The organism is Acidovorax sp. GBBC 1281, from assembly GCF_028473645.1.
Lineage (GTDB): Bacteria > Pseudomonadota > Gammaproteobacteria > Burkholderiales > Burkholderiaceae_C > Paracidovorax.
Window position 1 is genome coordinate 2,385,870 of the sequence record NZ_CP097269.1, and the last position, 25,210, is coordinate 2,411,079.

28 protein-coding genes are annotated in these 25,210 nt (G+C 66.0%); 11 read left to right on the plus strand and 17 right to left on the minus strand.

The window, feature by feature from the left end:
• Positions 1-37 precede the first annotated feature (37 nt).
• The gene (locus tag M5C96_RS10890; protein ID WP_272569072.1) at positions 38-1,006 is read left to right on the plus strand and encodes an asparaginase; all 969 of its coding nucleotides are present in this window, start codon (positions 38-40) and stop codon (positions 1,004-1,006) included.
• A gap of 68 nt (positions 1,007-1,074) precedes the next feature.
• Here the strand turns inward: M5C96_RS10890 and adk are convergent, their stop codons facing one another.
• The 6 genes from adk to M5C96_RS10920 all read right to left on the minus strand — a co-directional run bounded on the left by adk (position 1,075) and on the right by M5C96_RS10920 (position 5,022).
• A complete protein-coding gene (adk, locus tag M5C96_RS10895; protein WP_272569073.1) occupies positions 1,075-1,731 on the minus strand; it encodes an adenylate kinase in 657 nt (218 codons plus the stop codon).
• 140 nt (positions 1,732-1,871) lie between these two features.
• On the minus strand, positions 1,872-2,669 hold the full coding sequence (gene kdsB, locus M5C96_RS10900) for a 3-deoxy-manno-octulosonate cytidylyltransferase (RefSeq protein ID WP_272569074.1): 798 nt from the start codon (positions 2,667-2,669) through the stop codon (positions 1,872-1,874).
• Positions 2,666-2,848 carry a Trm112 family protein gene (locus M5C96_RS10905; RefSeq protein ID WP_272547767.1) on the minus strand — a complete coding sequence of 61 codons (183 nt, stop codon included), beginning with the start codon at positions 2,846-2,848 and terminating at the stop codon, positions 2,666-2,668. Before M5C96_RS10905 ends, kdsB begins: the two co-directional genes overlap by 4 nt.
• 19 nt (positions 2,849-2,867) lie before the next feature.
• The gene (gene lpxK, locus M5C96_RS10910) at positions 2,868-3,929 is read right to left on the minus strand and encodes a tetraacyldisaccharide 4'-kinase (RefSeq protein WP_272569075.1); all 1,062 of its coding nucleotides are present in this window, start codon (positions 3,927-3,929) and stop codon (positions 2,868-2,870) included.
• A gap of 5 nt (positions 3,930-3,934) precedes the next feature.
• Entirely contained in the window at positions 3,935-4,360 is a 426-nt protein-coding gene (locus M5C96_RS10915; RefSeq protein ID WP_272569076.1) for an ExbD/TolR family protein, read from the minus strand.
• Between the two features lie 32 nt (positions 4,361-4,392).
• Positions 4,393-5,022: a MotA/TolQ/ExbB proton channel family protein gene (locus tag M5C96_RS10920; RefSeq protein WP_272569077.1), complete on the minus strand. Its 630-nt coding sequence runs from the start codon at positions 5,020-5,022 to the stop codon at positions 4,393-4,395.
• On the opposite strand from M5C96_RS10920, the gene M5C96_RS10925 reads away from it, so the two are divergent.
• From M5C96_RS10925 to M5C96_RS10935, 3 genes are all read left to right on the plus strand, one after another.
• Positions 5,009-5,392 (plus strand): hypothetical protein, encoded by a 384-nt coding sequence (locus M5C96_RS10925; protein ID WP_272569078.1) that lies wholly within the window; start codon positions 5,009-5,011, stop codon positions 5,390-5,392. The two genes, M5C96_RS10920 and M5C96_RS10925, sit on opposite strands and share 14 nt — an antisense overlap.
• 4 nt (positions 5,393-5,396) lie before the next feature.
• Complete coding sequence (gene xseA, locus M5C96_RS10930) at positions 5,397-6,719, plus strand: exodeoxyribonuclease VII large subunit (RefSeq protein ID WP_272569079.1); 1,323 nt, start codon at positions 5,397-5,399, stop codon at positions 6,717-6,719.
• A 147-nt stretch (positions 6,720-6,866) separates the two neighbouring features.
• Positions 6,867-7,448 (plus strand): superoxide dismutase, encoded by a 582-nt coding sequence (locus M5C96_RS10935; RefSeq protein WP_272569080.1) that lies wholly within the window; start codon positions 6,867-6,869, stop codon positions 7,446-7,448.
• 97 nt (positions 7,449-7,545) lie between these two features.
• Here the strand turns inward: M5C96_RS10935 and M5C96_RS10940 are convergent, their stop codons facing one another.
• Positions 7,546-8,034 (minus strand): DUF192 domain-containing protein, encoded by a 489-nt coding sequence (locus M5C96_RS10940; RefSeq protein ID WP_272569081.1) that lies wholly within the window; start codon positions 8,032-8,034, stop codon positions 7,546-7,548.
• Between the two features lie 530 nt (positions 8,035-8,564).
• Between M5C96_RS10940 and icd the strand changes: the two genes are divergently transcribed.
• On the plus strand, positions 8,565-9,824 hold the full coding sequence (gene icd, locus M5C96_RS10950) for an NADP-dependent isocitrate dehydrogenase (RefSeq protein WP_272569083.1): 1,260 nt from the start codon (positions 8,565-8,567) through the stop codon (positions 9,822-9,824).
• A gap of 129 nt (positions 9,825-9,953) precedes the next feature.
• Here the strand turns inward: icd and M5C96_RS10955 are convergent, their stop codons facing one another.
• From M5C96_RS10955 to M5C96_RS11000, 10 genes are all read right to left on the minus strand, one after another.
• Positions 9,954-11,270 (minus strand): S8 family serine peptidase, encoded by a 1,317-nt coding sequence (locus M5C96_RS10955; protein WP_272569085.1) that lies wholly within the window; start codon positions 11,268-11,270, stop codon positions 9,954-9,956.
• The gene (locus M5C96_RS10960) at positions 11,267-11,899 is read right to left on the minus strand and encodes an anti-sigma factor family protein (RefSeq protein WP_272569086.1); all 633 of its coding nucleotides are present in this window, start codon (positions 11,897-11,899) and stop codon (positions 11,267-11,269) included. The genes M5C96_RS10955 and M5C96_RS10960 overlap by 4 nt, the downstream gene beginning before the upstream one ends.
• A gap of 54 nt (positions 11,900-11,953) precedes the next feature.
• Positions 11,954-12,532: an RNA polymerase sigma factor gene (locus M5C96_RS10965; protein WP_272569087.1), complete on the minus strand. Its 579-nt coding sequence runs from the start codon at positions 12,530-12,532 to the stop codon at positions 11,954-11,956.
• Positions 12,533-12,617: 85 nt separating this feature from the next.
• Complete coding sequence (locus tag M5C96_RS10970) at positions 12,618-13,328, minus strand: hypothetical protein (RefSeq protein WP_272569089.1); 711 nt, start codon at positions 13,326-13,328, stop codon at positions 12,618-12,620.
• Positions 13,329-13,355: 27 nt separating this feature from the next.
• The gene (locus tag M5C96_RS10975) at positions 13,356-14,702 is read right to left on the minus strand and encodes an enolase C-terminal domain-like protein (protein WP_272569090.1); all 1,347 of its coding nucleotides are present in this window, start codon (positions 14,700-14,702) and stop codon (positions 13,356-13,358) included.
• Between the two features lie 36 nt (positions 14,703-14,738).
• On the minus strand, positions 14,739-15,707 hold the full coding sequence (locus tag M5C96_RS10980) for a 2-hydroxyacid dehydrogenase (protein ID WP_272569091.1): 969 nt from the start codon (positions 15,705-15,707) through the stop codon (positions 14,739-14,741).
• A gap of 129 nt (positions 15,708-15,836) precedes the next feature.
• Positions 15,837-16,295 carry a nuclear transport factor 2 family protein gene (locus M5C96_RS10985; protein ID WP_272569092.1) on the minus strand — a complete coding sequence of 153 codons (459 nt, stop codon included), beginning with the start codon at positions 16,293-16,295 and terminating at the stop codon, positions 15,837-15,839.
• Positions 16,296-16,398: 103 nt separating this feature from the next.
• Complete coding sequence (gene kdgD / locus M5C96_RS10990) at positions 16,399-17,310, minus strand: 5-dehydro-4-deoxyglucarate dehydratase (RefSeq protein WP_272569093.1); 912 nt, start codon at positions 17,308-17,310, stop codon at positions 16,399-16,401.
• Positions 17,311-17,352: 42 nt separating this feature from the next.
• The gene (locus M5C96_RS10995) at positions 17,353-18,324 is read right to left on the minus strand and encodes a Bug family tripartite tricarboxylate transporter substrate binding protein (protein ID WP_272569094.1); all 972 of its coding nucleotides are present in this window, start codon (positions 18,322-18,324) and stop codon (positions 17,353-17,355) included.
• A gap of 151 nt (positions 18,325-18,475) precedes the next feature.
• Positions 18,476-19,303 (minus strand): FadR/GntR family transcriptional regulator, encoded by an 828-nt coding sequence (locus M5C96_RS11000; RefSeq protein ID WP_272569095.1) that lies wholly within the window; start codon positions 19,301-19,303, stop codon positions 18,476-18,478.
• A gap of 65 nt (positions 19,304-19,368) precedes the next feature.
• Between M5C96_RS11000 and M5C96_RS11005 the strand changes: the two genes are divergently transcribed.
• From M5C96_RS11005 to M5C96_RS11030, 6 genes are all read left to right on the plus strand, one after another.
• Complete coding sequence (locus tag M5C96_RS11005) at positions 19,369-20,181, plus strand: NAD-dependent epimerase/dehydratase family protein (protein WP_272569096.1); 813 nt, start codon at positions 19,369-19,371, stop codon at positions 20,179-20,181.
• 5 nt (positions 20,182-20,186) lie between these two features.
• Positions 20,187-21,116: an SMP-30/gluconolactonase/LRE family protein gene (locus M5C96_RS11010; RefSeq protein ID WP_442867376.1), complete on the plus strand. Its 930-nt coding sequence runs from the start codon at positions 20,187-20,189 to the stop codon at positions 21,114-21,116.
• Between the two features lie 73 nt (positions 21,117-21,189).
• Complete coding sequence (locus tag M5C96_RS11015; RefSeq protein ID WP_272569098.1) at positions 21,190-22,161, plus strand: TRAP transporter substrate-binding protein; 972 nt, start codon at positions 21,190-21,192, stop codon at positions 22,159-22,161.
• 104 nt (positions 22,162-22,265) lie between these two features.
• Positions 22,266-22,754 carry a TRAP transporter small permease gene (locus M5C96_RS11020; RefSeq protein WP_272569100.1) on the plus strand — a complete coding sequence of 163 codons (489 nt, stop codon included), beginning with the start codon at positions 22,266-22,268 and terminating at the stop codon, positions 22,752-22,754.
• Positions 22,755-22,762: 8 nt separating this feature from the next.
• A complete protein-coding gene (locus M5C96_RS11025) occupies positions 22,763-24,058 on the plus strand; it encodes a TRAP transporter large permease (protein WP_272569102.1) in 1,296 nt (431 codons plus the stop codon).
• Between the two features lie 20 nt (positions 24,059-24,078).
• Complete coding sequence (locus tag M5C96_RS11030) at positions 24,079-25,179, plus strand: lactonase family protein (protein WP_272569103.1); 1,101 nt, start codon at positions 24,079-24,081, stop codon at positions 25,177-25,179.
• Positions 25,180-25,210 lie beyond the last annotated feature (31 nt).

The window sequence follows — 25,210 nt, forward strand, 5'->3', positions numbered from 1 at the left end:
AATCCAGTCACTGTATTTTTAACCAGTTTTTTGGAGCGTGCAAGTGGGCACAGGAAAAATCGTGGTGCTGGGCACCGGCGGAACCATCGCGGGCAAGGCCGCCGAGGCCGGAGACAACATCGGCTATACCGCCGGTCAGGTGGGCGTGGGGCAGTTGCTGGAGGCGATTCCCGGGTTGGCGCAGGCGGCCCGTGGCCGGATTGAGGCCGAGCAGATCGCACAGATCGACAGCAAAGACATGGATTTCGCCGTATGGCGGCAACTGGCCCACCGCTGCACGCAGCTGCTGGCGGACCCCGACGTGCGCGGGATCGTGGTCACGCACGGCACCGACACGCTGGAGGAGACGGCATGGTTCCTGGATTCGGTCCTGGACACTGCCCAACGCCCCGTGGTGCTGGCCTGCGCCATGCGGCCGGCGACGGCGATCGCCCCGGACGGCCCGCAGAACCTGCTCGATGCGGTGGCACTGGCGGCCACGCCCGGGGCGCGCGGGGTGCTGGCCGTGGTGGCGGGCACGATCCACACCGCGCGCAACGTGCAGAAAGTGCACCCCTATCGCGTGGATGCCTTCAGTTCAGGGGACGCCGGGCCGCTGGGCTGGGTGGAGGAGGGCGCGGTTCGCCTGACCCATGGCTGGCCGGCCCCTTCGGTTCCGAGATCGGATGCGCTCCACCACATCGCCAACACCTACCTGTGGCCGCGGGTGGAGGTGCTCATGAACCATGTCGGCGCCGACGGCCGCATCGTCGACCTGCTGGTGCTCGACGGCGTGGATGGCCTCGTGGTGGCGGCGACGGGCAACGGCACGCTGCACCATGCCCTGGCCAAAGCGCTGGAGCGCGCGCACGAGAGCGGTGTGGAAGTGCGCGTGGCCACCCGCTGCCCGCTGGGCCGGGTGCTGCCCAAGCCGGGGGACGCCTTGCCCCACTCGGAGGGGTTGAGCCCGGTGAAGGCCCGCATCAGCCTGCTGCTCGATCTGCTCGCCCGGCCTCGGCGCCCCTGAAACGGAAACGCCCCGCAGAGCGGGGCGTTTCAGGTACGGCCGAGGTGCCGTGCGGGTTCAGCCAGCAATCAGCCGGCCAGTGCAGCCAGCGCGCGCTGGGTGATCTCTTCCACGCTGCCCGTGCCGCTGATGGCGCGGTATTTGGGAGCACCGGCCGGATCGGCCTTGGCCCAGCTGGAGTAGTACTCCACCAGCGGACGGGTCTGGGCGCTGTACACATCCAGGCGCTTCTTGACGGTGGCCTCCTTGTCGTCTTCGCGCTGGATGAGGTCTTCGCCGGTCACGTCGTCCTTGCCTTCCACCTTGGGCGGGTTGAACTTGACGTGGTACGTGCGACCGCTGGCCGGGTGGGAGCGGCGGCCGCTCATGCGTTCGATGATGGCATCGAAGGGCACGTCGATCTCGAGCACATAGTCGAGCTTGACGCCCGCGGCCTTCATGGCGTCGGCCTGCGGGATCGTGCGGGGAAATCCGTCGAACAGGAAGCCGGACGCGCAGTCGGGCTGTGCAATGCGCTCTTTCACGAGATTGATGATGAGGTCGTCGCTGACCAGCGCACCCGCATCCATGACGGCCTTGGCCTGCTGACCCAGCGGCGTGCCCGCCTTGACGGCGGCGCGCAGCATGTCACCGGTGGAGATTTGCGGAATACCGTATTTCTGGCAAATGAATGCGGCCTGCGTGCCCTTTCCGGCGCCGGGTGCGCCCAAAAGAATCAGTCTCATGGATGTCCTCTAAGTGTTGAATTCGGCTGGCGCCACTGGCCACGGGCTTGCCTCCGGCCCGGGATGCGGCGCTCTGATCGCGGGCAAGGATAGCACGTGGGTCCACGCGCTTTCCTGACACGGCGGGGACTCTGAAAACGCTAGGAAAACAGCGCTCTCACGCGTTCCAGATCCTGGGGGGTGTCCACGCCGGGGCCGGGTGTCGAAGCGGTCACATGCACGGCGATGCGGTGGCCGTGCCACAGCGCCCGCAACTGCTCCAGTGCCTCGACCGCTTCGGTGGGCGCGGGCGGCAGGGCCGGAAACTGCCGAAGGAATGCGGCGCGGTAGCTGTAGAGGCCGATGTGGCGCAGCGGCGCATACCCTGGCGGCAAGCCTCGGGCCGCGCCATCGGGCCCCTGCGTCCACCAGGCAGCGCCGGCATGGTCGCGTGCATGCGGAATGGGCGCCCGGCTGAAGTAGTGCGCCAGACCGCGCGCATCGAGCACGACCTTCACGACATTGGGGTTGGTGTAGTCGGCCAGCGTGTCGATGGCATGAGCGGCGGTCCCCATGCTGGCGTCCGTGCGGGCCGGAAGCAGGGCGGCCACGGCATTGATCAGCGCGGGGTCGATCAGCGGTTCGTCGCCCTGCACGTTCACCACGATGTCGTCGCCTGCCAGGCCCAGTTGTTCGCAGGCCTCGGCCAGGCGGTCGCTGCCGCTCGGATGGTCGGGCCGCGTGAGCAGGGCCTGCACGCCATGCGCCTGGCAGGCTGCAAGGATGCGGGCATCGTCCGTGGCCACGACCACGCGGGTGGCCTGGCTTTGCGCCGCGCGTTGCGCCACGCGCACCACCATGGGCAGTCCGGCGATGTCGGCCAGCGGCTTGTCGGGCAGCCGCGTGGAGGCCAGCCGCGCCGGTATCAGGATGGTGAAGGGCGTGGCGGGCGCGGTCACGCCTCCAGCTCCTCGTCCGTCAGGGTGCGTGCTTCGTTTTCGAGCAGCACCGGAATGCCGTCGCGCACCGGGTAGGCCAGGCGGGCGCTGCGCGACACCAGTTCCTGCCGCTCCCGGTTGAAAGTGAGCGAGCCCTTGGTGACGGGGCAGACCAGCAGTTCGAGCAGTTTGGGATCCATGGCGGTAGTGGCTTCGGGGTCAGTCGGAGGGCGATGATAGCGAGCGGCGCGTGGCGGCCCGCAACCGCTCGTCCAGCAGGGTGAAAAAAGCGCTGTCGATTTCCAGGTGCAGCGGCACAGCCAGCGCTTGGGGGTGGAGTCGCCACAGCTTGGTGGCGTCTTTTTCGGTGCAAACCAGCGTCATGCCGGCGTTTTGATTGTCTTTCCAGCTATCAAAATCATAGTGATCGGGCAAGGCGGTGGTCTGCTGCAGCGTGAGTCCTCTTGCCCGCAGCATGGCAAAGAATTCCTGTGGCCTGGCAATGGCGGCCACGGCGTGCAAGGGCCGGCCGCGCCACTGCGCCAGGGGCACGGCGCTGCCGTCCGCACGCATGGCGTCTGGCCCGAGCGAGCGTCTCAGGGAGAACGCCGGCGATGCGCCGGCCGGAGCCCGCCCGGCATGGAGCACGCAGTCGACCCGGCGCGGCCAGGGTTCGCGCAGCGGGCCGGCCGGCAGGAGGAATCCGTTGCCCACGCCGTCGTCGTTGAACACGCAGACCTCGATGTCGCGGGCCAGCGCCAGATGCTGCAGGCCGTCGTCGCAAACGATCACATCGGTGCGGGGATGCTGTGCCAGCAGTGCGCGCGCCGCCTGCGCCCGGTGCCGTGCCACGAACACGGGAACGCCCGTGCGCTTCGCGATCAGCAACGGCTCGTCGCCCACTTCGGTCGCGCGGCTGTCCGCGCACACTTCGCGGCAGTCGTCGGTGGACCGTCCGTAGCCGCGCGACACCACGCCAGGCTGCCATCCGCGCGCCACCAGATGCCGCACGATGGTCTGCGTGACCGGGGTCTTGCCGGCCCCTCCGGCGATCACGTTGCCCACGACGATCACCGGCACCGCCATGCGCTCGGCGCGCAGGACGCCCAGCCGATAAAGCGCTCGCCGGATGGCTACAGCGGTCCGATAAAGACAGGACAGCGGCCACAGCGCCCAAGCCAGCGGCCCACGCCGTTTCCAGGCCGCTTGCAGGGTGGGTGCCTGGGTATGGGGGGTGGTGGAAGAGGGTTCAGAGGGCGGCGGCGGCCCGGCGGCAGCCATCGCGGCTACTTGCCGGCGCTGGCCGTGGACTGAGTGGCGAAGGTGATCTGCGACAGACCCACGCGGCGCGCGGCTTCCATGACGGTGACCACCGCCTGGTGCGGCGAATTGGCGTCGGCACTGATGATGACGACGCTGTCCTTGCCGGCGCTGGCCGCCGTGGCCAATGCTTGGGCCACCACGTCCACGCTCTTGCCCTCGACCGCCAGCTTGTTGATGGCATAGCGGCCATCTGCGGCAACGGCCACGATCACTTCCTTGGGGTGGTCGCGCTGCTGCTCGGCATCGGCCACGGGCAGCGTCAGTTGCAGCTCGGTGAACTTGCTGTAGGTGGTGGACAGCATCAGGAAGATGAGCACCACGAGCAGCACGTCGATGAACGGAATCAGGTTGATTTCCGGCGCTTCGGTGGGGCGGGAGCGAAAGTTCATGTCCGTTCAGCCGATGGGAGGTGGGCCATGATTCACTTGCGCAGCCGGCTGATGTGCCGCACGAACTGCTCGGAGGCCAATTCGAGGGTCAGCAGATAGGCGTCCACGCGGCTGCGGAAGTAGCGCCAGAAGATCAGCGCCGGAATGGCCACGATCAGGCCGAACGCCGTGTTGTACAGCGCAATGGAAATGCCCTGTGCCAACTGGGCCGGGTTGCCGCCGCCGGACTGGCCGGCCCCCGCCTGGGAGCCGAAAATCTCGATCATGCCGATCACCGTGCCCAGCAGGCCGAGCAACGGGGCGGCGGACGCGATGGTGGCGAGCGCACTGAGGTATTTTTCGAGGCGGTGGGCCACGGCCCGGCCGGAACTCTCCATCGCAGCGCGCACGTCGGCTTCGGTGCTTTGTGGATTGCTGTTGAGCGTGCGCAGGCCGCTGGCCAGCACCTCACCCAAGGCGGAGTTCTGCGCCAGTTGGTTCACCACATCGGGTGTGGGAACGGAGCGGGAAGACACGGTGATCGCTTCATCCAGCAGCTTGGGAGGTGCGACCCGCGCGGTTTTGAGGGCGATGAAGCGCTCCACGACGAGTGCCAGCGCCAGGACGGAGCAGGCTATCAAGGGCCAGATCGGCCAGCCTGCGGCTTGTATGATCGACAGCAATTCTCTCTCCGCGCAGATGGAAGCAATCCGCGATTATGGCCCAGTTGATGCGGTGGTCCGTGCCGAAAAACAGCCGGCCGGCCCGGCCCGTTCTGCGCCTTCCCATCCCCTGCCGTCACCCACATTTTCTGTGGATAACTTTGTGGGCAACCGGGCTGCGATGGCCCGCCAAGCGGCACCAGCCCGTGAATTTGACAGATTGATGAAAAATAACGCACCGAAAAAACGTTTGAAATCAATGGGTTGCACGTATCTGCTAGCGATGCGCGGGGTTGTGTGCGTGGATGCCAGGCAAATCGGCCATCCTCACGCGCTGTGGACTAGTGCCCCTTGGCAATGGCCTGCAACCCCTTGCGCCATCGGTGTCTGACGGCATGAACCTCGCAACGGCGCCACGTATCTGGCAGGTTGGGGCGCTATGCCGCGCCATTGCTGACACCCTGGAAGCCCGCTTCAATCCCGTTGCCGTGCAGGGCGAGATCACGGGATTTTCGCGCGCGTCCAGCGGGCATTGCTATTTCACGATCAAGGACGGCCAGGGCCAGATCCGCTGCGCCATGTTCCGCCGTGCCGCCCTGTTGCTCGACTTCGCCCCGCGGGACGGGGAACTGGTCGAGCTGCGCGGCCGCCTGGGGGTGTACGAGGCGCGCGGCGATCTGCAACTCATCGTCGAAAGCATGCAGCGGGCCGGCCAGGGTGCTCTCTTCGAGCAATTCCTTCGGCTGAAGTCGCAACTGGAGGCCGAAGGGCTGTTCGACAACGCGCGAAAGCGGCCCTTGCCCCTGATGCCGCGTGGCATCGGCCTGGTCACCTCCCCGGGTGCGGCGGCCCTGCATGACGTCGTGACCGCCTTGCGCCGGCGCGTGCCGCACATTCCGGTCACGCTGGTGCCCGCGCTGGTGCAGGGCGCCAATGCCCCCGCGTCGATGCGTGCCGCGCTGTCCAAGCTCTACGCACTGGTGGACGCGGGCAACGGCGCGCAGCAGGGCACGGCGTCCCGCCAGCCCCCGTGCACCATCGATGTCATCCTTCTGGTGCGGGGCGGCGGGTCCATGGAGGACCTGTGGGCATTCAATGACGAGCAGCTGGCCCGCACCATCGTCCAGAGTCCGGTGCCGTTGGTTTGCGGTGTCGGGCACGAAACCGACTTCACGATTGCCGACTTTTGTGCCGACCTGCGTGCACCCACGCCGACCGCCGCCGCCGAACTCGTCTCCCAGCCACGGGCCGTCTGGCTGGGCGCCATCGACCTGTTGGCCGATCGATTGTCGGACGGCGTTCAGGCGCAATTCGACGTGCGCCATCAACGCCTTGACCTGGTGGCCCAGCGGCTGGGCCGGCCTTCCGGCCTGGTGGTGCGCCAGCAGACGCGCCTGGCACGGCTGGCGGAGCGCATGCGCCACAGCGTGCTATTGAAAATGCAGCGCCTGGCCCAGCACCAGCGAGCGCTGGAGGCAGAAATGCCGCAGATGCTGCAGAGACGGATGGCCCGCCAGTCCGAACGCTTGGATCGTGCGGCGCTGCGCCTGCAGTTGCTGGATCCGCATCTCGTCCTGCAGCGGGGCTATGCACTGCTCACCGATGCGCAAGGCCAGCCGGTGACGAAGGTGGCCCGGGTACGACCAGGCGACGCTGTCCGGGCGGCGGTGACCGACGGTGAGATCGATCTGCAGGTGTCACCGCGCCGCTTGCTGTGAATGGAGCGGCTGGGGCGCTTTTTCTGCCATTGGCCCTCGCCTACAGCAGGTGCTGCTATTACTTTCTACAATGCCCGTTCGGATCGCTCCGGCCCTTGGAGGGCAGCGGTCCCATTCCAAGAATTTCAACCCACGAAGGACTGCACCATGGAACATACCCTGCCACCGTTGCCCTATGCGATCGACGCACTGGCGCCTCACTACAGCCAGGAAACCCTGGAATACCACCACGGCAAGCACCACAACGCCTACGTGGTGAACCTGAACAACCTGCAAAAGGGCACGGAATTCGAGAGCATGACGCTCGAGGAAATCGTGAAGAAGTCCAGTGGCGGCATCTACAACAATGCAGCCCAGATCTGGAACCACACCTTCTTCTGGAACTGCATGGCTCCCAGCGGTGGCGGCGAGCCGTCCGGCGCCCTGGCCAATGCCATCAACGCCAAGTGGGGCAGCTATGCCGCCTTCAAGGAAGCGTTCGTGAAGAGTGCCGTGGGCAACTTCGGCTCCGGCTGGACGTGGCTCGTGAAGAAGGCCGACGGCAGCGTCGATATCGTGAACACCGGCGCGGCCGGCACCCCGTTGACCACGGCCGACAAGGCCCTGCTGACGGTCGACGTGTGGGAGCACGCGTACTACATCGATTACCGCAACCTGCGCCCCAAGTTCGTCGAAACCTTTTTCGACAAGCTGGTGAACTGGAAGTTTGCTGAAAGCAACTTCGCCTGAGCGTTCCGCGCCCAATCAAAAACGGCCCGTTGGGCCGTTTTTGTTTTTTGGAATGCCCTCTGTCTCTAATGGAGGGCTTGTGGACGTGCTCAGCCGGTCAGCGGCGGGCGAAGGGCGTGCCGGACAGTTTGAAGCCCGCCTTGATCCCTTTTTTCGAGAACCAGCCCTGGTTCATTTCCAGCACGTAACGCACCGGCTTTTCCGAGCAGTGTGAATCTTCGGTCTGCGGCTTCATGTCCGCCAGATTGACGATGGTGCCGTCGTCCGCGACGAAAGCAGCGGTCAATGGCAGGATCGTGTTTTTCATCCAGAAGCACTGGACGGCAGGTGCTTCGAACACAAACAGCATGCCTTCCTGCTGAGGCATCTCCTTGCGATGCATGAGGCCGATCTGCCGCTCTTGCGGAGACACCGCGACCTGTGCGTCGATGCGGTGCATGCCGGCGCCCAGTTCGACGCGCTGCAGGTTCATCTGGGGTGCTTCCTGGGCGCCTGCCGCCGTACAGACGGAGAGGACGAGCGCAGCCAAAAGCGGGGCAAGGGCTTTTTGAGAGCCGTTCGCCGTGCGCACGAGAAAGGATTTCATCATCCGGCTTTCCATAAATGCAATGGGAATTGAAAGGGTAGCAGCCAAAGGCAAAAAAGCCCGCGGAGGCGGGCTTTTTTGGAGGGCGTCGGCGCGGGCTGAAGGCCTTGCCGACGATGGTGCTTACTCTTTAGGCAGCCGTCTTGGCGTGCTTCTTGGTGGCTTTCTTGTGGGCTGCAGGCTTCTTGGCCTTGGCGTGCGCCTTGGGGGCGGTGGCGGCTGGCTCGGCGCTGGGGGCGGAAGTCACGGCGGGGGTTGCCGGTGCGGCTGGCGTTGCGCCTTGTGCAAAAGCACCAGCGGCGAACAGACCAGCAACCAGGACAGCGAGGAGTTTTTTCATATATGCCAATTCCTTGAAGAGGTTCGGATGGGAGCCGCGCGAAGTGCCGCGAAGCACCTCCACAACGGCGCCGTCACGGGGGCCGTTGACAGGAAATATGTGATTTTTTTAAGGCTTAGAATCGCCGGCTGTACCGCGTTTGCCCAACCAGCTGAAGCCCCTTCATCGTTTCACCGGAGAGACCCGCTCAATGACCAGCTACCAGCACATCAAGGTGCCCGCCGAAGGCCAGAAAATCACCGTCAACGCCGACATGTCGTTGAACGTGCCGGATCAGCCCATCATTCCGTACATCGAGGGCGACGGCACTGGTTTTGATATCACTCCCGTGATGCTGAAGGTCGTGGACGCTGCGGTGGCGAAGGCCTACGGTGGCAAGAAGAAGATCCACTGGATGGAAGTGTTCGCTGGCGAAAAGTCGACCAAGGTTTACGGCCCCGACGTGTGGCTGCCGGAAGAGACGCTGCACGCCGTGCGCGACTACGTGGTTTCCATCAAGGGCCCGTTGACCACCCCTGTGGGCGGTGGCATCCGTTCGCTGAACGTGGCGCTGCGCCAGGAGCTGGACCTGTATGTCTGCCTGCGCCCCATCCAGTACTTCAAGGGCGTGCCTTCGCCGGTCAAGGAGCCCGAGAAGACCAACATGGTGATCTTCCGCGAGAACTCGGAAGACATCTATGCCGGAATCGAGTTCGAAGCCGAGTCCGAAAAGGCCAAGAAACTCATCAAGATCCTGCAGGAGGAATTCGGCGTCAAGAAGATCCGCTTTCCCGACACTTCCGGCATTGGCGTCAAGCCCGTGTCCCGCCAAGGCACCGAGCGCCTGGTGCGCAAGGCGATCCAGTACGCCATCGACAATGACAAGCCCAGCGTGACCATCGTGCACAAGGGCAACATCATGAAGTTCACCGAGGGCGGCTTCCGTGACTGGGCCTACGCGCTGGCTGCGAAGGAGTTCGGTGCTGAGCTGATCGATGGTGGCCCCTGGATGAAGTTCAAGAACCCCAAGACGGGCAAGGACATCACCATCAAGGACAGCATTGCGGACGCCTTCCTGCAGCAGATCCTGCTGCGCCCCGCCGAGTACAGCGTGGTGGCCACGCTCAACCTGAACGGCGACTACATCTCGGACGCTCTGGCGGCCCAGGTGGGGGGCATTGGCATCGCTCCTGGCGCCAATCTGTCCGACACGGTGGCGATGTTCGAAGCCACGCACGGCACCGCGCCCAAGTATGCCGGCAAGGACTATGTGAATCCCGGCTCTGAAATCCTGTCGGCCGAAATGATGCTGCGCCACATGGGTTGGACGGAAGCCGCGGACCTGATCATCCGGTCCATCCAGAAATCGATCGCCAGCAAGAAGGTCACCTATGATTTCGCCCGTCTGATGGAAGGCGCGACGCAAGTGAGCTGCTCTGGCTTTGGTCAGGTCATGATCGACAACATGTAATCACGTGAGCGGGTGCCGGGAGGCATCGGCTGGCTGGTGCGGAAACCCTCGAAGTCCTGTCCGGACTTGGAGGGTTTTCTTTTTGGCTAGGGCGCGTTTCTGGCAGGTGAATGGCTGGTCGGTGGCCGGTCAGCGTTTGGCCAGCCGCTGGCCTTGGTTCGGTAGGGATTCCAGCGCCCGCTCGGCATTGACCATCCATGGCTTGCCCACACTTTTTTCGCTGTCCAGCAGGAGGTTCTTGATCGTCGTGATGTCGAGTTGTGGGGCACTGGATTGGAGCAATGCAATCATCCCGCTCACGTGGGCCGCGGCCATCGAAGAGCCTGTGGCGAAGTCGTAGCGCCCCTGGGGTTGCAGCGTGAGCACGTCTTTTCCGGGGGCAGCCAGAACCCCCTTGGCCGCCAGATTGGCGTTGTCGGCCATTCCCACGACGATCACACCGGGCACGCCGGCGGGAAAACCCGTGCGTTCTCCGCTGGACGGCAGCGCTGCGACCACCGCACGGCCTTGTTTGACCAGTTGGCCCAGCAGCGTGCTGAGCAACGGGTCCTCCGGGCCGCCCAGGCTCATGTTGATGGTGCGCGCATCGGACGACATCACGGCCACGAGCGCCTTGGCCAGGGTGAAGGAGTTGCAGCGTGCACCGGCTGAAGGCTGATGCGCCGGATACCAGCAGGCTTTGTACAGGCTTACCTTCGCCTCGGGCGCGACACCCACGATGCCCTGCAGGTTGTTGCCCACCGCGGCGATGATGCCAGCGACCTGCGTCCCGTGCTGATCTTGCTGAAAGCCCGCGGCATTTTCATCGACGAGGTTGTAGGCGGCATCGATCTGCCCGCGCAACTCCGGATGCTCCGTCTGGGCGCCCGTGTCGATCACGGCAATGTGTGCTCCTTTGCCGGTGCTGAGCTTGTGCGCCCGTGCCACCTGCATGTCCACAAAGCCCTGTTGCAAGGGCATGTAGGGGTCGTTGTAGGCCACGGCCGAAGCCTCCGGCGGGCCTGCGTTGACCGAAAAGTCCTGCAGGGGCTGCGCCAGTTGCACGCGGGCATCGCGCGAAAGCGCGTGCAGCAGCGCTTCGCGGGACGCGGTGGCGCTGATCTCGAACACCACGCAGTGCGCATTCATCGGCGGGATCGGCCAGGCAGTCACTTCCCGCAGGCCGTAGTCCACGGCGATGGCCTGGACTGTCCTTGCCGCACGATTGCCCATGGTGTAGCGCGGTGGGGCGCCATAGCTGGACAGGCTGGTGCCCGCGCGGCCAGGCACATGTTCCAGCGGATTGGGAACCGCCACGATGATGTAGCGGGTGCTGTCAGCGCGCATGCCCGCCTCACCGGAGGGCCGCAGCGTCGTGGCGTCAGGAGGGAGTTCCGCCGGCACGCTGCTGCAACCAGCCAGTGTGCATGCCAGCAGCAAGGCCGCAGTCAGAAGACGGGTGGTCATGGCGGGCCTCCGATGGGTTCGACCATCTGCATTCCCGGGGTGCTGCGCAGCCGCTCCAGGGCCTGGGTATTTGATTGGCGCATGTCTTTCGCGGACACCGCATAGGCCCCCATCGCGTTGGGCCCACTGACCACCTGCAGGTTCAACGAATCCAGCAACGCCTTCCAGTCTGCCAGGGTGATGCGTCCATCGGGAACGACACGGATGGCGTTTGGCTGACCAACGCCCGCAGCGCCCGGGGCGGGAGGGCTGCTCAATGTCTGGAACGCCGATGGTTCCTGTTCGGACAAGCGATGTCCCATGAAGGCCAAGGCAACGGCTTGCAAGACCGCGAAGGTGGCCAAGGCATAGGTGAGCCGGCCACCCTGCCGGCGTGCAACTGCGGCGGTTTTGGGCAGCGGTTGATCGCACAGGGCGTCCAGCTCGATGCGCGCCAGCAGTTTGTCCAGGCCTGCCTGTTCATCGGGCACGCGTGTGGGGGGCAATGCCAAGGCGGCCTGCACTTGCTGCTGTGTCTGGAGTTCGTCCCGGCAGTCGGCGCACTGGGCCAGGTGCTTTTCCACTTCCGCGCGCTGTTCATCGCTGGCACGGCCGTTGACGATCCAGGGCAGGGCCTCCTGGGTGAGCAAATGCGAGCGGTCCTGGCTTGGGGAGTCTGGGAAACGGTAGGGCATGGTGCAATCCTATTGAACGGTGCTGCGGGTGGCCAAGGCCGGCAGCAAGTTGCGCAGCTTCACGCGCGCGTGGAACATGCGCGCTTTGACCGTTCCGACGGGTGACTGGGTGATGACGGCGATTTCTTCCAGAGAATGCCCGCCTGTATAGGCCAGCTCCAGCACCAGACGCTGGTCCACCGAAAGCCGCTCCATGCCCTTGTCGAGCCAGTTGCGCAACTCCCTTGCTTCGCCAGGGTCCGTAGCCAGATCGGCCTGGACTTCCGGATCATCGTCCGCGACGGACGGCATGTCCGCCCCTCCGTCCTGCCGCAGGGCCTTGAGCCCGCAGCGATAGGCGATGCCCATGATCCAGGTAGAGACTTTCGACTCTTCACGGAAACTGCCCGCTTTCTGCCAGACGATCCAGAAGCAATCGTTGATGATCTCTTCGATCAGGTCGGACCGGCGAGTCAGGCGGGTCAGAAACTGGCAGAGCCGGCGGTGGTACGCCCGGTACAACGCTGCCAGCGCCGCGCGATCGCCGGACGCGATGCCATGCAGCAGTTCGAGATCGGCTGAATCGTCAGGAAAGGAGAGGGCAGCCATGGCGTAGAAGCGGGCGGATGGACGTCTTGGAGGGTTGAATCTTGCGACGTGTGTGCCTGCAATGCACCAAAAGGTTGCGGATGCTTCAAAAAGAACGGGCCCACATGAACGACCAATGGCCGGCCGTGTTGCCCGGATACACCGACCGGGCCCGATCGTCGGTCGCCAGATAGCTGAGGGAGGCGCGCCAGGGTCCTTGGCGCCAGGCGGCGCCGACGCTGCCATACGCATACCGGCCTTGCGGGCGAACCTGGGCCAGGCCGATGGTGCCCGTCAAGGAAAATTGCTCGTCGATCGGTAGCCGGCCGCCCAGATCCACGGCCCAACGCATGGGCCGGGCGGCATCCTGGGTATGGGGATAGTGAAACACCGAGGCCCCCGCCGTGATCAGATCGCGGTAACTGAAGCTCAGCGCCGTTTCCAACCGGTCCGTCAGTCGGGCGGTTGGATTGTCCGGATAGGCGTAGTACTGGGTGACGGCCTGATATTGCCAGTCATTGGAGAGTACGCCGTCATAGGCGAGGCGCACGATGGCCCGGCCGTAGCGGCGGCCGTTGGTCTGCATCCCCAGCACGGCACCTGCCGACCAGCCCGTCGCATCGTAGAGCGTGATCAGTCCCTGGACGATAGGGCGCCTGATGGGCGTCTGGAAACCACGTTCGGTCAGGTCGCTGCTGACGGCGATCTCACCGGTGACATCACGGGTCTGTGCGCCGCAGCCGGCTGTCGCTCCCAAAAGGATCCAGGGCAGCAGGCTTCGGGCGGTGCTGTCAGGCCATGCATGTGAAAAAGGCATGACAGCAGTTTAGGCCAGCCTGGCGGGTCAGCGAACGAGGCAAGGGCGCTTGGGATCGAACTTCCAGCCGGTGTGAAGGTACTGCATCGCGATGCTGTCGTCGCGGGCCCCCAGCCCGTGCTGCAGGTAGAGCTGGTGCGCGCGCTCCACGGCCGCCATGTCGAGCTGAACGCCCAGGCCCGGGGTGGTCGGCACGGTCACATGCCCGTCCACGATCTGCAGCGGCGATTGCGTCAGGCCCTGGCCGTCCTGCCAGATCCAGTGGGTATCGATGGCCGTGACCTTGCCGGGAGCCGCGGCCGCCACATGCGTGAACATGGCCAGCGACACGTCGAAATGGTTGTTGGAATGCGAACCCCAGGTCAGGCCCCAGTCGCGGCAGGTCTGGGCCACGCGCACCGAGCCGGCCATGGTCCAAAAGTGCGGGTCGGCCAGCGGAATGTCGACCGACTGGAGCGAGAGCGCATGCACCATCTGGCGCCAGTCGGTAGCCACCATGTTGGTGGCCGTGGGCAACCCGGTGGCGCGGCGGAACTCGGCCATGATTTCGCGGCCCGAAAAGCCGTCTTCGGCACCGCAGGGGTCTTCCGCATAGGCGAGCACACCGTGCAGGTCTCGGCACAGGCGCACGGCGTCCTTGAGCAGCCAGCTGCCGTTGGGGTCGAGGGTGACGCGCGCCTTGGGAAAGCGCTCGTGCAGCGCCCGAATGGCCAGCACTTCGTCCTCGCCGCGCAGCACGCCTCCCTTGAGCTTGAAGTCGTTGAAACCATAGCGTGCGTGCGCGGCCTCGGCCTGGCGCACGATGGTCTCGGGGGTGAGGGCCTGCAGATGGCGCACGCGGCTCCAGTCGCTCTCGGGGGCATCGACCTCCTGGGCGCGCACGTAGGGCAGATCGGTTTGGCCGGCATCGCCCACGAAGAACAGATAGCCCAGCATTTCCACGCGGTCGCGCTGCTGGCCTTCTCCGAGCAGTGCGACCACCGGCACGCCCAGGTGCTGGCCCAGCAAGTCGAGCAAGGCCGACTCCACAGCGGTGACGGCGTGGATGGCGATGCGCAGGTCGAACGTCTGCAGGCCGCGTCCGCCGCTGTCGCGCTCCGCCAGTGCGGCCTGCACCCGCTGCAGCAGCGCCAGATGGTTGCCCACCGGCTGCCCGACGAGCAGGGGCCGGACATCTTCCAGGGCCTGCCGGATCTTTTCGCCACCCGGCACTTCGCCCACTCCGGTGCGCCCGGCACTGTCGGTGAGGATGAACAGGTTGCGCGTGAAGAACGGGGCGTGTGCGCCGCTCAGGTTGAGCAGCATGCCGTCGCGCCCGGCGACCGGAATGACGCGGACTTCGGTGACGGTAGGGGTGTGCATGGCAGTGGGCATGGGTGTGGCTTCGGAGAGTGGCGGAGCGAAGTGGGTTCAAGCAGTACCGGTGCCGGGCACCGGGGCGCGGACAGCACCCGTGGCATAGAAGGCGTGTAGGTTGTCCAGCACCATGTCGGCCATGGCGCGGCGGGTTTCATGGGTGGCGCTGGCGGTGTGCGGTGTCAGCACCACGTTGTCCAGCGCCAGCAGCGCGGCCGGCACCGACGGTTCGTTTTCGAACACGTCGAGGCCCGCACCCGCGACGCGGCGTTCTGCCAGAGCGTCGATCAGGGCGGCCTCATCGACCACGCTGCCCCGTGCCACGTTGATCAGAAAACCGCGGGGGCCGAGGGCCTCCAGCACGGCCCGATCGACCAGATGGCGGGTTTCCGCCCCTCCGGCCACGGTAAGCATCAGGTAGTCGGCCCATCGGGCCAGTTCAAGCAGCGAGTCGAAATAGGGCAGGGCGGACTGGGCGCTGGGCCGGCGGTTGTGGTAGCCGACCTCCATGCGAAAGCCCGAGGCCCGTTCGGCCACGGCCTGTCCGATGCGGCCCATGCCGACGAGCCCCAACCGCTTGCCGGACACCCGGGTCTGGGGCGCGAACCGGGCGGTGGTCCAGTCGCCGCGCCGCACGAAGCGGTCGCTGGCGCTGACGCCGCGCGACACATCCAGAAGCAGGGCAAAGGCCAGGTCGGCCACGCAATCGTTCAGCACGCCGGGGGTGTAGCCCACCTGGATGCCCCGCGCGCTGGCCGCCGCGATGTCCAGCGCGTCGAAGCCCACGCCGAAGCTGCTGATGACCTGCAAGCTCGGCAAGGCGTCGATCACTTCGCGTTTCAGTCCAATCGATGCGGAGGTGACCACGCCAGTGAAATCAGCGCCGCGTTCGGCAAGGAAAGCGGCGGGATCGGGTTGGTCGGACAGGCAAACGATGTCGAACTGCGCAGCCAGGTCGGCTTCAAGCGCCGGCAGGGGCAGGCGGGCGATTTGCAGAAGGCGGGGCCGGGGTGTGGTGCTCATGGGCGGGGATGGTACGGCGGCGCATCCAAGGCCTTGGGGTGCAGGCCGGTGTGAAAGCGGTCGCGGGGAGCAAAAAGGATTCGAAGCCCCACGAGAAAGCCGCACGCGCGGCCCCCTCGTGGGCGGGAATCAGGGCGCTGCGCGGACGGCCTGGCGGGCCAGCAGCTTCCAGTCGGCGCCTTGCTTTTGCCAGACGCCCAGGATCTTGATCTGCACCTTGCCGGGCTTGCCCGAGTCGTTGGTGTCGGCCGTCAGGGTGTGGCGGACGATGGCCACGTCGCCGACCACCTTGATGGTCTGGTCGCTGATGACGATGGTGACGAAGTCCGACTTGCCGTCGAGCAGGTCGCTGATGAAGCTGGCCTTGGTGTCCACCCGGCCTCCCGAGTGGCCGTAGCTCAGGTCGTCGGCGACGAGCTGGTTCAGCGCGGCGGGGGACGGGTCGATCATGGCGATCCGCAGGCGCTCGGCCGCGGTGGCGACCGACTGCGGCGCATCGGTGCCCGCGCCGGCCGGTGCCGTGGCGCAGCCGCCCATGGCCAGCAGGGTGACGGCCGTGGCCGCGGCCAGGAACAGTTTCTTGTACATCTCTTGTCTCCGTTGTGGTGTGGTTTTATGGATGCCCCGTGCGGATGGCTTGACCCACCGGCGCCCGTGCACGGCCGGGCGCCGGATCTTCAGCCGCGGCGCCTTATTGCGGGCCGAGCTTGTCGATGAGTGCCTTGAGTTCCTGCATTTCGCCGGGCTTGAGGTCGGTGAGCGGGGCGCGCACGGGGCCTGCGTCGTGGCCGACGATCTTCGCGCCGGCCTTGACGATGCTGACGGCATAGCCGGCCATGCGGTTGCGCAGTTCGAGGTAAGGCATGAAGAACTCGCGCAGCAGGTGGTGCTGCGTCGCCAGATCGTCGTTCGCCACGGCCTTGTAGAAGTCCATCGCCGTCTTGGGGATGAAGTTGAACACGGCCGACGAATACACCGGCGTGCCCAGTGCCTTGTAGGCCGCGGCATATACCTCGGCGGTCGGCAGGCCGCCCAGGTAGGCGAAGCGGTCACCCATCTTCATGTAGATGGAGTTCATCAGCTCGATGTCGCCCACGCCGTCCTTGAAGCCCACCAGGTTGGCGTTGCGTTCGGCCAGGCGTGCCAGCGTTTCGGGAGTGAAGCGGCTCTGGCCGCGGTTGTAGACGATCACGCCGAACTTCACGCTCTTGCACACCTCTTCGACGTGCGCGGCCAGGCCTTCCTGGCCGGCTTCCGTGAGGTAGTGCGGCAGCAGCAGGATGCCGTGGGCGCCGGCCTTCTCGGCCGCCTGGGCGCACTGGATGGCAAAGCGCGTGGGGCCGCCGGCGCCGGCGATGATCGGCACCTTGCCGCGGCAGGTGTCCACGGCGGTCTTGATGATGCCAGGGTACTCGTCCGCCGTGAGCGAGAAGAACTCACCCGTGCCGCCTGCCGCGAACAAAGCGCTGGCACCGTAGGGGGCCAGCCATTCCAGGCGCTCCGCGTAGCCCTTGGCGTTGAATTGGCCCTGGGCGTCGAAGTCCGTGAGCGGGAACGACAGGAGGCCGGAGCCCATGATGGTCTTGAGTTCTTGAGGTTGCATGGCGGTACGGGGTAGTGGGTGGAAAAAGGGAAAAGTGAAAAATCAGTCGAGCCGGATCTGCGCCGCCGATACCACACTGGCCCAGCGTGCGCGCTCTTTCTCGAAGAACTTGTCTTGCTCGGCGGAGGCCATGGTCACGACCTCGGCGCCCTGGCCCGCGAGGCGGGAGCGGATTTCCGGCGTGCGGATGACGGAGATGAGGGCCGTGTTCAGGCGCTGCACGATCGGATCGGGCGTGCCGCGCGGCACGAGGATGCCTTGCCAGGTGCCGGACTCGAAGCCGGGGATGCCCTGCTCGGCGATGGTGGGCACATCGGCCAGCAGCGGCATGCGCGTGGCCTTGGACAGCGCCAGCACCTTGAGCTTGCCGCTCTGCACGTGGGGCAGGGTGGCGAGCATGCCGTTCATCAGCATCTGGGTCTGGCCGGCCATCGTGTCCTGGATGGCGGTCACGCCGCCCTTGTAAGGCACATATTGCCAGCGGGCGCCACTGGCGCGCTCCAGCGCCACGCCGGCCAGGTGCGGTGCGCTGCCTGTGGCGGTGACGGCGAAATTCAGGTCGGCCGTCTTGGACAGGGCGATCAGTTCCTTCAGGTTGTTGGCGGGCACGGACGGGTGCACCACCAGCATGTGCGGCGAGTAGGCCAGCATGGTCGCGCCACGCAGGTCCTTGGAGGGGTTGAATGGCAGCTTGGTATAGACCGAGGGGCTGATGGCCAGCGCCCCGACGTCGCACAGCAGCATGGTGTAGCCGTCGGGCTGCGCCTTGGCGACGAAGTCGGCGCCCAGGTTGCCGTTGGCGCCGGGCTTGTTTTCCACGATGACGTTCTGCTTGAGCAGGTCCGACAGCGGCTGGCTGATGGCACGCGCAATGATGTCCGAACTGCCGCCGGGCGGGTAGGGCACGATGAGGCGCAACGTTTTGGTGGGCCAATTGGCGGTCTGGCCCATGGCCGTGGTGCTGGCCAGGGCGGCGGCACCATAGACCATGGCGTGGCGGCGGTTCAAAGTCATTGCATGTCTCCTTGTTTGGGTTGGGTCATTTTTGTTGTACGTCATCATACAACTTAAAAATAGCAAGGCACAAGCGCCGGAAAATGCTTTTCCGCGGCTCTTCGGGTTAACGATGACCCCCGCGCCCGGCCTTTGGGCCAGTGGCTGGGTTTCAGGCTTCTGGTGTGGCGGCAGGGGCTTGTACTTGAGCCGGCGGGGTTTTGGCCGCCTCCTGCGCCAGGCGCAGGCGCTCGCGGCTGTTGGTGAGGTGGATGCGCATGGCCGCGCGCGCCGACTCGGGGTCCTTGCGGGCGATGGCCGAATAGATCTCTTCGTGCTCGCGGTTCACCCGGCTCAGGTATTCGTGGCCCCGCACCGCGTTGCGGATGCCCGAGATGCGGGTGCGCGGAATCAGCGTGGTGCCCAGGTGGTTCATGATGTCGGCGAAGTACGGGTTGCCCGTCGCTTCGGCGATCTGCAGGTGGAAGCGGAAGTCGTGCCCCACCGTGTCGCCGCCCATGGCCACGTTGCGCTCGAAGTCGTCCAGCGCCTGGCGCATGGCCTGCAGGTGCGTTTCGCTGCGGCGCATGGCTGCAAGGCCGGCCGATTCGGTTTCCAGGCTGATGCGCAGCTCCAGCACGGCCAGAACGTCCACCGATGCCGTGAGTTCGGACGGGTCCAGCCGGAACACGCCGCCGGCGCGCGGGGGCAGCACGAAGGTGCCGATGCCGTGCCGCGTTTCCACCAGGCCGGCGGCCTGCAGCTTGGACAGGGCCTCGCGCACCACGGTGCGGCTCACGTCGTGGGCGCGCATGATTTCGGATTCGGTGGGCAACTTGTCGCCCGGCGTCAGCAGCCGGTCGCGGATCTTTCCAGAGAAGTCTTCCACCACGGCGTTGGCCAGTCCGCGGGCGCGCCGGACCGGGGCCGGGGACAGGTTCGGGGCCGTTGATTCGGTGGGGGCGGGGTATGCGGGTAATCCCTTTATCGGTGCGGCCATGGCGGTGATGATAATCGCTGAACGTTGTATGACAACATATGACAAATACTAGCCAGAGGAGCTTCATGAGCCAGCCGTCCCGTTTACCCCGTCTTCTTTTGACCGGCGCCGCAGGCGGCCTGGGCCAGGTATTGCGCGAAAGATTGCGCCCGTATGCCGAGGTGCTGCGGCTGTCCGACATCTCCACCCTGGCCCCGTCGCGCGGCCCCGATGAAGAGGTGGTGCCCTGCGATCTGGCCGACAAGGCTGCGGTGGACGCGCTGGTGGCTGGCTGCGACGCCATCGTGCACCTGGGCGGGGTATCGGTGGAGCGGCCTTTCGAGCAGATCCTGGAAGCCAACATCAAGGGCGTGTTCCACATCTACGAAGGCGCGCGTCGCCACGGCGTGCGCCGCGTGGTGTTCGCCAGCTCCAACCATGTGACGGGCTTTTACCGCCAGGACGAGCGCATCGACGCCAACGCCCGCCGCCGGCCCGATGGCTATTACGGCCTGTCCAAGTCGTTCGGCGAAGACATGGCGAGCTTCTATTTCGACCGCTACGGCATCGAGACGGTGAGCCTGCGCATCGGCTCCTCGTTCCCTGCGCCGCGCGACCGCCGCATGATGAGTTCCTGGCTGAGCTACGACGACCTCACCCAGCTCGTCGAAAAGGCCCTGTTCACCCCGGACGTGGGCCACACCGTGGTGTATGGCGCCTCCGCCAACCGCGATCTGTGGTGGGACAACCATGCGGCAGCGCACCTGGGCTTCACGCCCAAGGACAGCTCCGAACCCTTCCGCGCCCAGGTCGAGGCCCAGCCTGCACCCGCGCCGACCGATCCGGCCGCCATCTACCAGGGCGGGGCCTTCACGGCCCAGGGCCCGTTCGAAGGATGACCGCCGTGAACGCCAGCGCGGAACTGGTGCTGGATGCGCGTTGCGCGACGGGCGAGAGCCCGGTGTGGCGCGCGGCCGAGCAGGCGCTGTACTGGGCCGACATTCCCCAGGGCGTGCTGCACCGCTGGTCCGCGCAGACCGGCGAGCAGGCGCAGTGGAAGGCGCCGGAGATGGTCGCCTGCGTCGCACCCTGGGGCTGGCAGCCCGGCCGATGGCTCGCCGGTTTGGAAAGCGGCTGGTTCCAGCTCGACCTGCCGCAGGGCGGTGCCGCATCCGGCACGCTGCAGGCGCAGCGCCTGGCCACGGCCGACCACGCCCGGGCGGGCATGCGCTTCAACGACGGCCGCTGTGACCGCCAGGGCCGGTTCATCGCCGGCACCATGCTGCAGGACATGGGCGCCGCCGCCCGCGTGGGCAAGGTGTACCGGTTCGGTGCGCAGGAGATGGCGGCCGGCGCAGGCACCGACCTGGCGCTGGGCGATTTGATCGTGCCCAACGGCATCGCTTTCAGTCCCGACGGGCGCACGATGTACCTGTCCGATTCGCACCCCCAGGTGCAGGCGATCTGGGCATTCGACTACGACACCGAGACCGGCACGCCGAGCCGCCGGCGCCTGTTCGCCGACATGAATCCGCTGCCCGGGCGCCCCGATGGCGCGGCGATCGATGTGGACGGCGGCTACTGGATCTGCGGCAACGACGCGGGCCTGGTGCACCGCTTCACCCCCGATGGCCGGCTCGACCGGTCCCTGGCCGTGCCGGTGAAAAAGCCCGCCATGTGCGCCTTCGGCGGCCCGCAACTCGACACGTTGTACGTCACCTCCATCCGCCCCGCGGGCGTGGACCTGTCGGACCAGCCGTTGGCCGGCGGTGTCTTCGCATTGCGCCCGGGTACGCAGGGCGTGCCGGAGCCAGAATTCACCCCCCCTGTCTGAACGGGGCCTGGGTCCCTCTACCGATTTCTCCCCCAAAACGTATTTCCAACAGCAAAAGAGACGAGGCAGACAAATGAAATTCCTGAAGACCACCCTGGCCACCCTGGCCGCACTCACATTGGGCTTCGGCGCCGCGCAGGCCACCGAGCTGCGCTCCGCGGACATCCACCCCGACGACTACCCGACCGTGATGGCGGTCAAGTTCATGGGCGAGCGCCTGAAAGCCCTGTCCGGCGGCAAGCACACCATCAAGGTGTTCAACAACGGCGCCCTGGGCAGCGAGAAGGACACCATCGAGCAGGCCAAGATCGGCGCGCTGCAGCTGGTGCGCATCAACATCGGCGCGATGAACAACATCTGCCCCGAGACCGTGGTGCCCACGATGCCGTTCCTGTTCCGCTCGGTCGAGCATCTGCACAAGGTGCTGGACGGCCCGATCGGCGAGGAAATCCTCAAGGCCTGCGAAAAGCAGGGCTTCGTGGGCCTGGCCTACTACGACAGCGGCGCCCGCTCGATGTTCACGGCCAAGAAGCCCGTGCGCAGCTTCGCCGACATGAAGGGCCTGAAAGTGCGCGTGCAGCAGTCCGACCTGTGGGTGTCGATGCTGGAGGCGATGGGCGCCAACGCCACCCCCATGCCCATGGGCGAGGTGTACACCGGCCTCAAGACCGGCCTGATCGACGCGGCCGAGAACAACTACCCCACGTACGAGAGCTCGCGTTCGTTTGAGGTGGCCAAGTACTACACCAAGACCGAGCACTCCATGGCCCCCGAGATGCTGCTGTTCTCCAAGCGCGCCTGGGACCGCCTGTCGCCCGAAGAGCAGGGCTGGATCCGCCAGGCCGCCAAGGAGTCGGTGCCCTACATGCGCAAGCAATGGGCCGAACGCGAGATCAAGTCGCTGGCGACGGTGAAGGCCGGCGGTGCCGAGATCATCGAAATCGACAAGGCCCCGTTCCAGGCCGCGATGAAGCCCGTGTACGACAAGTTCATCCCGGACGCCAAGCTCAAGGACCTGGTCAAGCGCGTTCAGGACACCCAGTAAGTCCCTTTCTGCCCACTTCTTGAAGTGGGCTTTTTTTGCTCTTAAATCAATAGCATGGTGCCCTAGTGAATATTGTGCCAGGGGCCTTTTTTACTCATAACAACATGTATACCCAAATTTGCCGCACGCTCGCCCGCGTCTGCATGTGGCTGGGCATCCTCGGCCTGGTCGCAGTGATCTGCGCCGTGAGCTGGCAGGTGTTCGGACGCTATGTGCTCAACAACACGCCCACCTGGGCGGAAAGCCTGGCCCTGCTGCTGGTGATCTACGTCACCATGTTCGGCGTGGCCGTGGGCGTGCGCGATGCCGGCCACATCGGGCTCGAATCGTTCCTGGTGCTGGCGCCCGACTGGCTGCGCCTGAAGATGGAATACCTCATCCACGCGCTGGTGCTCGTGTTCGGCGCCGTGATGGCCTACAGCTGCGCGTCGCTCGCGCAGTCGGTGTGGGACTACCGGCTGCCCACGCTGTGGATCTCCGAAGGTTGGAAATACGTGCCGGCCGCGATCGCCGGCGTCCTGATCGTGATGTTCTCGATCGAACACATCATCGCGCTGGCCCAGGGCCGCGAAGTCGAACCTGCCTGGGGCTGAGAAAAACCATGACCGTGCCACTTTTGATCCTGAGCGTGTCGTTCACGCTGTTCCTGCTGCTGGGCGTGCCCGTGGCTTTTTCCATCGGCCTGTCGGCCCTGGCCACCCTGCTGTACGAAGGCCTGCCCCTGGAGGTCGGCTTCCAGCAGATGACCTCGGGAATGGGCATCTTCTCGTTCCTGGCGATTCCGTTCTTCATCTTCGCGGGCGAGCTGATGCTGTACGGCGGCATCGCCGACCGCATCGTCAACTTCGCTCGCAACCTGGTGGGCCACGTGCGCGGCGGGCTGGGCATGTCCAACGTGGTGGCTTGCACGCTGTTCGGCGGCGTCTCGGGCTCGCCGGTGGCGGACGTGTCGGCCATGGGCGCCGTGATGATCCCGATGATGAAGAAGGAGGGCTACCACGCCGACTACGCCGTCAACGTGACGACGCACGCGGCGCTGGTGGGGGCGCTCATGCCCACCAGCCACAACCTCATCATCTATTCGCTGGCGGCCGGCGGCAAGGTGTCCATCGCGGCGCTGATCCTCGCGGCGCTGATTCCCGCGCTGGTGCTCACCATCAGCAACCTGGCCGCGGCCTACCTCGTGGCTGTCAAGCGCGGCTACCCCGCGGGCACGTTCCCGGGCTGGCAGATCGTCGGGCGTTCGTTCGCCGCCGCGCTGCCGGGGCTGTTCATCGTCGTGCTGATCCTGGGGGGCATTCTTTCGGGCATCTTCACCGCCACCGAATCGGCGGCCGTGGCCGTGCTGTATGCGCTCGGCCTGACCGTGTTCCTGTACCGCACGCTGAAGTGGGAGCACTTCATCAAGGCGGCCTCGAAGGCGGTGCGCACCACGGGCGTGATCCTGCTGCTGATCGGCATCTCCAGCACCTTCGGCTACCTCATCAGCCTGTACGGCGTGGCCGAACTCACGGGCCAGATGCTGTCGCAGGTGACCAGCACGCCGTGGGTGATCTTCCTGCTGATCAACATCATCCTGTTCGTGCTGGGCACCTTCCTGGACATGGCGGCCACCATCTTGCTGTGCACGCCGATCTTCCTGCCCATCGCCCAGCACTACGGCATGAGCTCGGTGCAGTTCGGCATCGTCATGCTGATCAACTGCGCGCTGGGCCTGAACACGCCGCCCGTGGGCACCACCCAGTTCGTGGGCTGCGCGATCGGCGGCGTGTCGGTGGGCACGGTGATGCGCACGATCTGGCCGTTCTACGGCGCGCTGATCTTCGCGCTGGCCCTCGTGACCTTCGTGCCGGCCTTCTCGACCTGGCTGCCCAGCATGTTCATGGTGGTCAAGTGACCCCGGAAAGAGAGCGATCCATGGCGATTTCTTCTTCCTTCCTGCGCGCGGTGGCGCTGGCCCCCGTGGCCGCCGCCACGCTGATGGCGGCCAGCGGCGCGGCCTCGGCCGCCACCTGGGTCTATGTGTCGAACGCCGACAGCCAGGACATCTCGGTGTACGAACTGGACCGCGCCGCCGGCAAACTCCAGCCGGTGGAGACCGTGCCCGTGGGCGGCCAGGCCATGCCCATGGCGGTCTCGCCCAACAAGCGCCAGCTGTACGTGGCGCTGCGCTCGCAGCCTTTCCGCGTGGTGACGCTGGCCATCGATCCGGCCAGCGGCCGCCTGAAGAAACAGGGCGAGGCCGCCCTGGCGGACAGCATGGCCAACATCGACACCGATGCCACCGGCCGCTGGCTGTTCGCCGCGTCCTACCCGGGCCACAAGATCAGCGTCAACAGCATCGACAAGGACGGGCTGGTGGGCGCGGTGCAGCAGCTCATTCCCACGGCGCCCAACGCGCACGCCATCCATGCCGACGCGGCCAACCGCTACGTGTTTGCCACCAGCCTGGGCGGTGACCATCTGTCGAGCTGGCGCTTCGACGCCACCACAGGAAAGCTGACCGCCAACGAGCCGGCGCTGACCGCGGTGGCCCCGGAAAAGGCCGGTCCGCGCCACTTCGTCTGGGACAAGGCGCAGCGGTATATGTACGTGGTGGACGAGTTGGACGCGGCCCTGCACGTGATGGCGTACGACGCCGAGCGCGGCACGCTGCGCGAGGTGCAGCGCACCACCACCTTGCCGCCAGGCTTCACCGGCAAGCCCTGGGCGGCCGACCTACACCTGTCGCCCGACGGCCGCACGCTGTATGCGTCCGAGCGCACATCGAGCACGCTGTCCACCTTCCGCGTCGATGCGGCCACCGGGCAGGTCGAGCCGCTCGGCCAGGTGCCCACCGAGAAGTCGCCGCGCGGCTTTGCCGTCGATTCCTCGGGGCGCTTTCTGATCGCGGCGGGGCAGGACTCGCACAGCGTGTCGCTGCACCCCATCGATCCAGCCACCGGCGTGCCGGGCACGCCCACGCGCGTGGCGGCGGGCAAGAACCCCAACTGGGTCGAGATCGTCGATCTGCCTTGAGGCATTGACGCCTTGGTGCGTGGGCACGCAT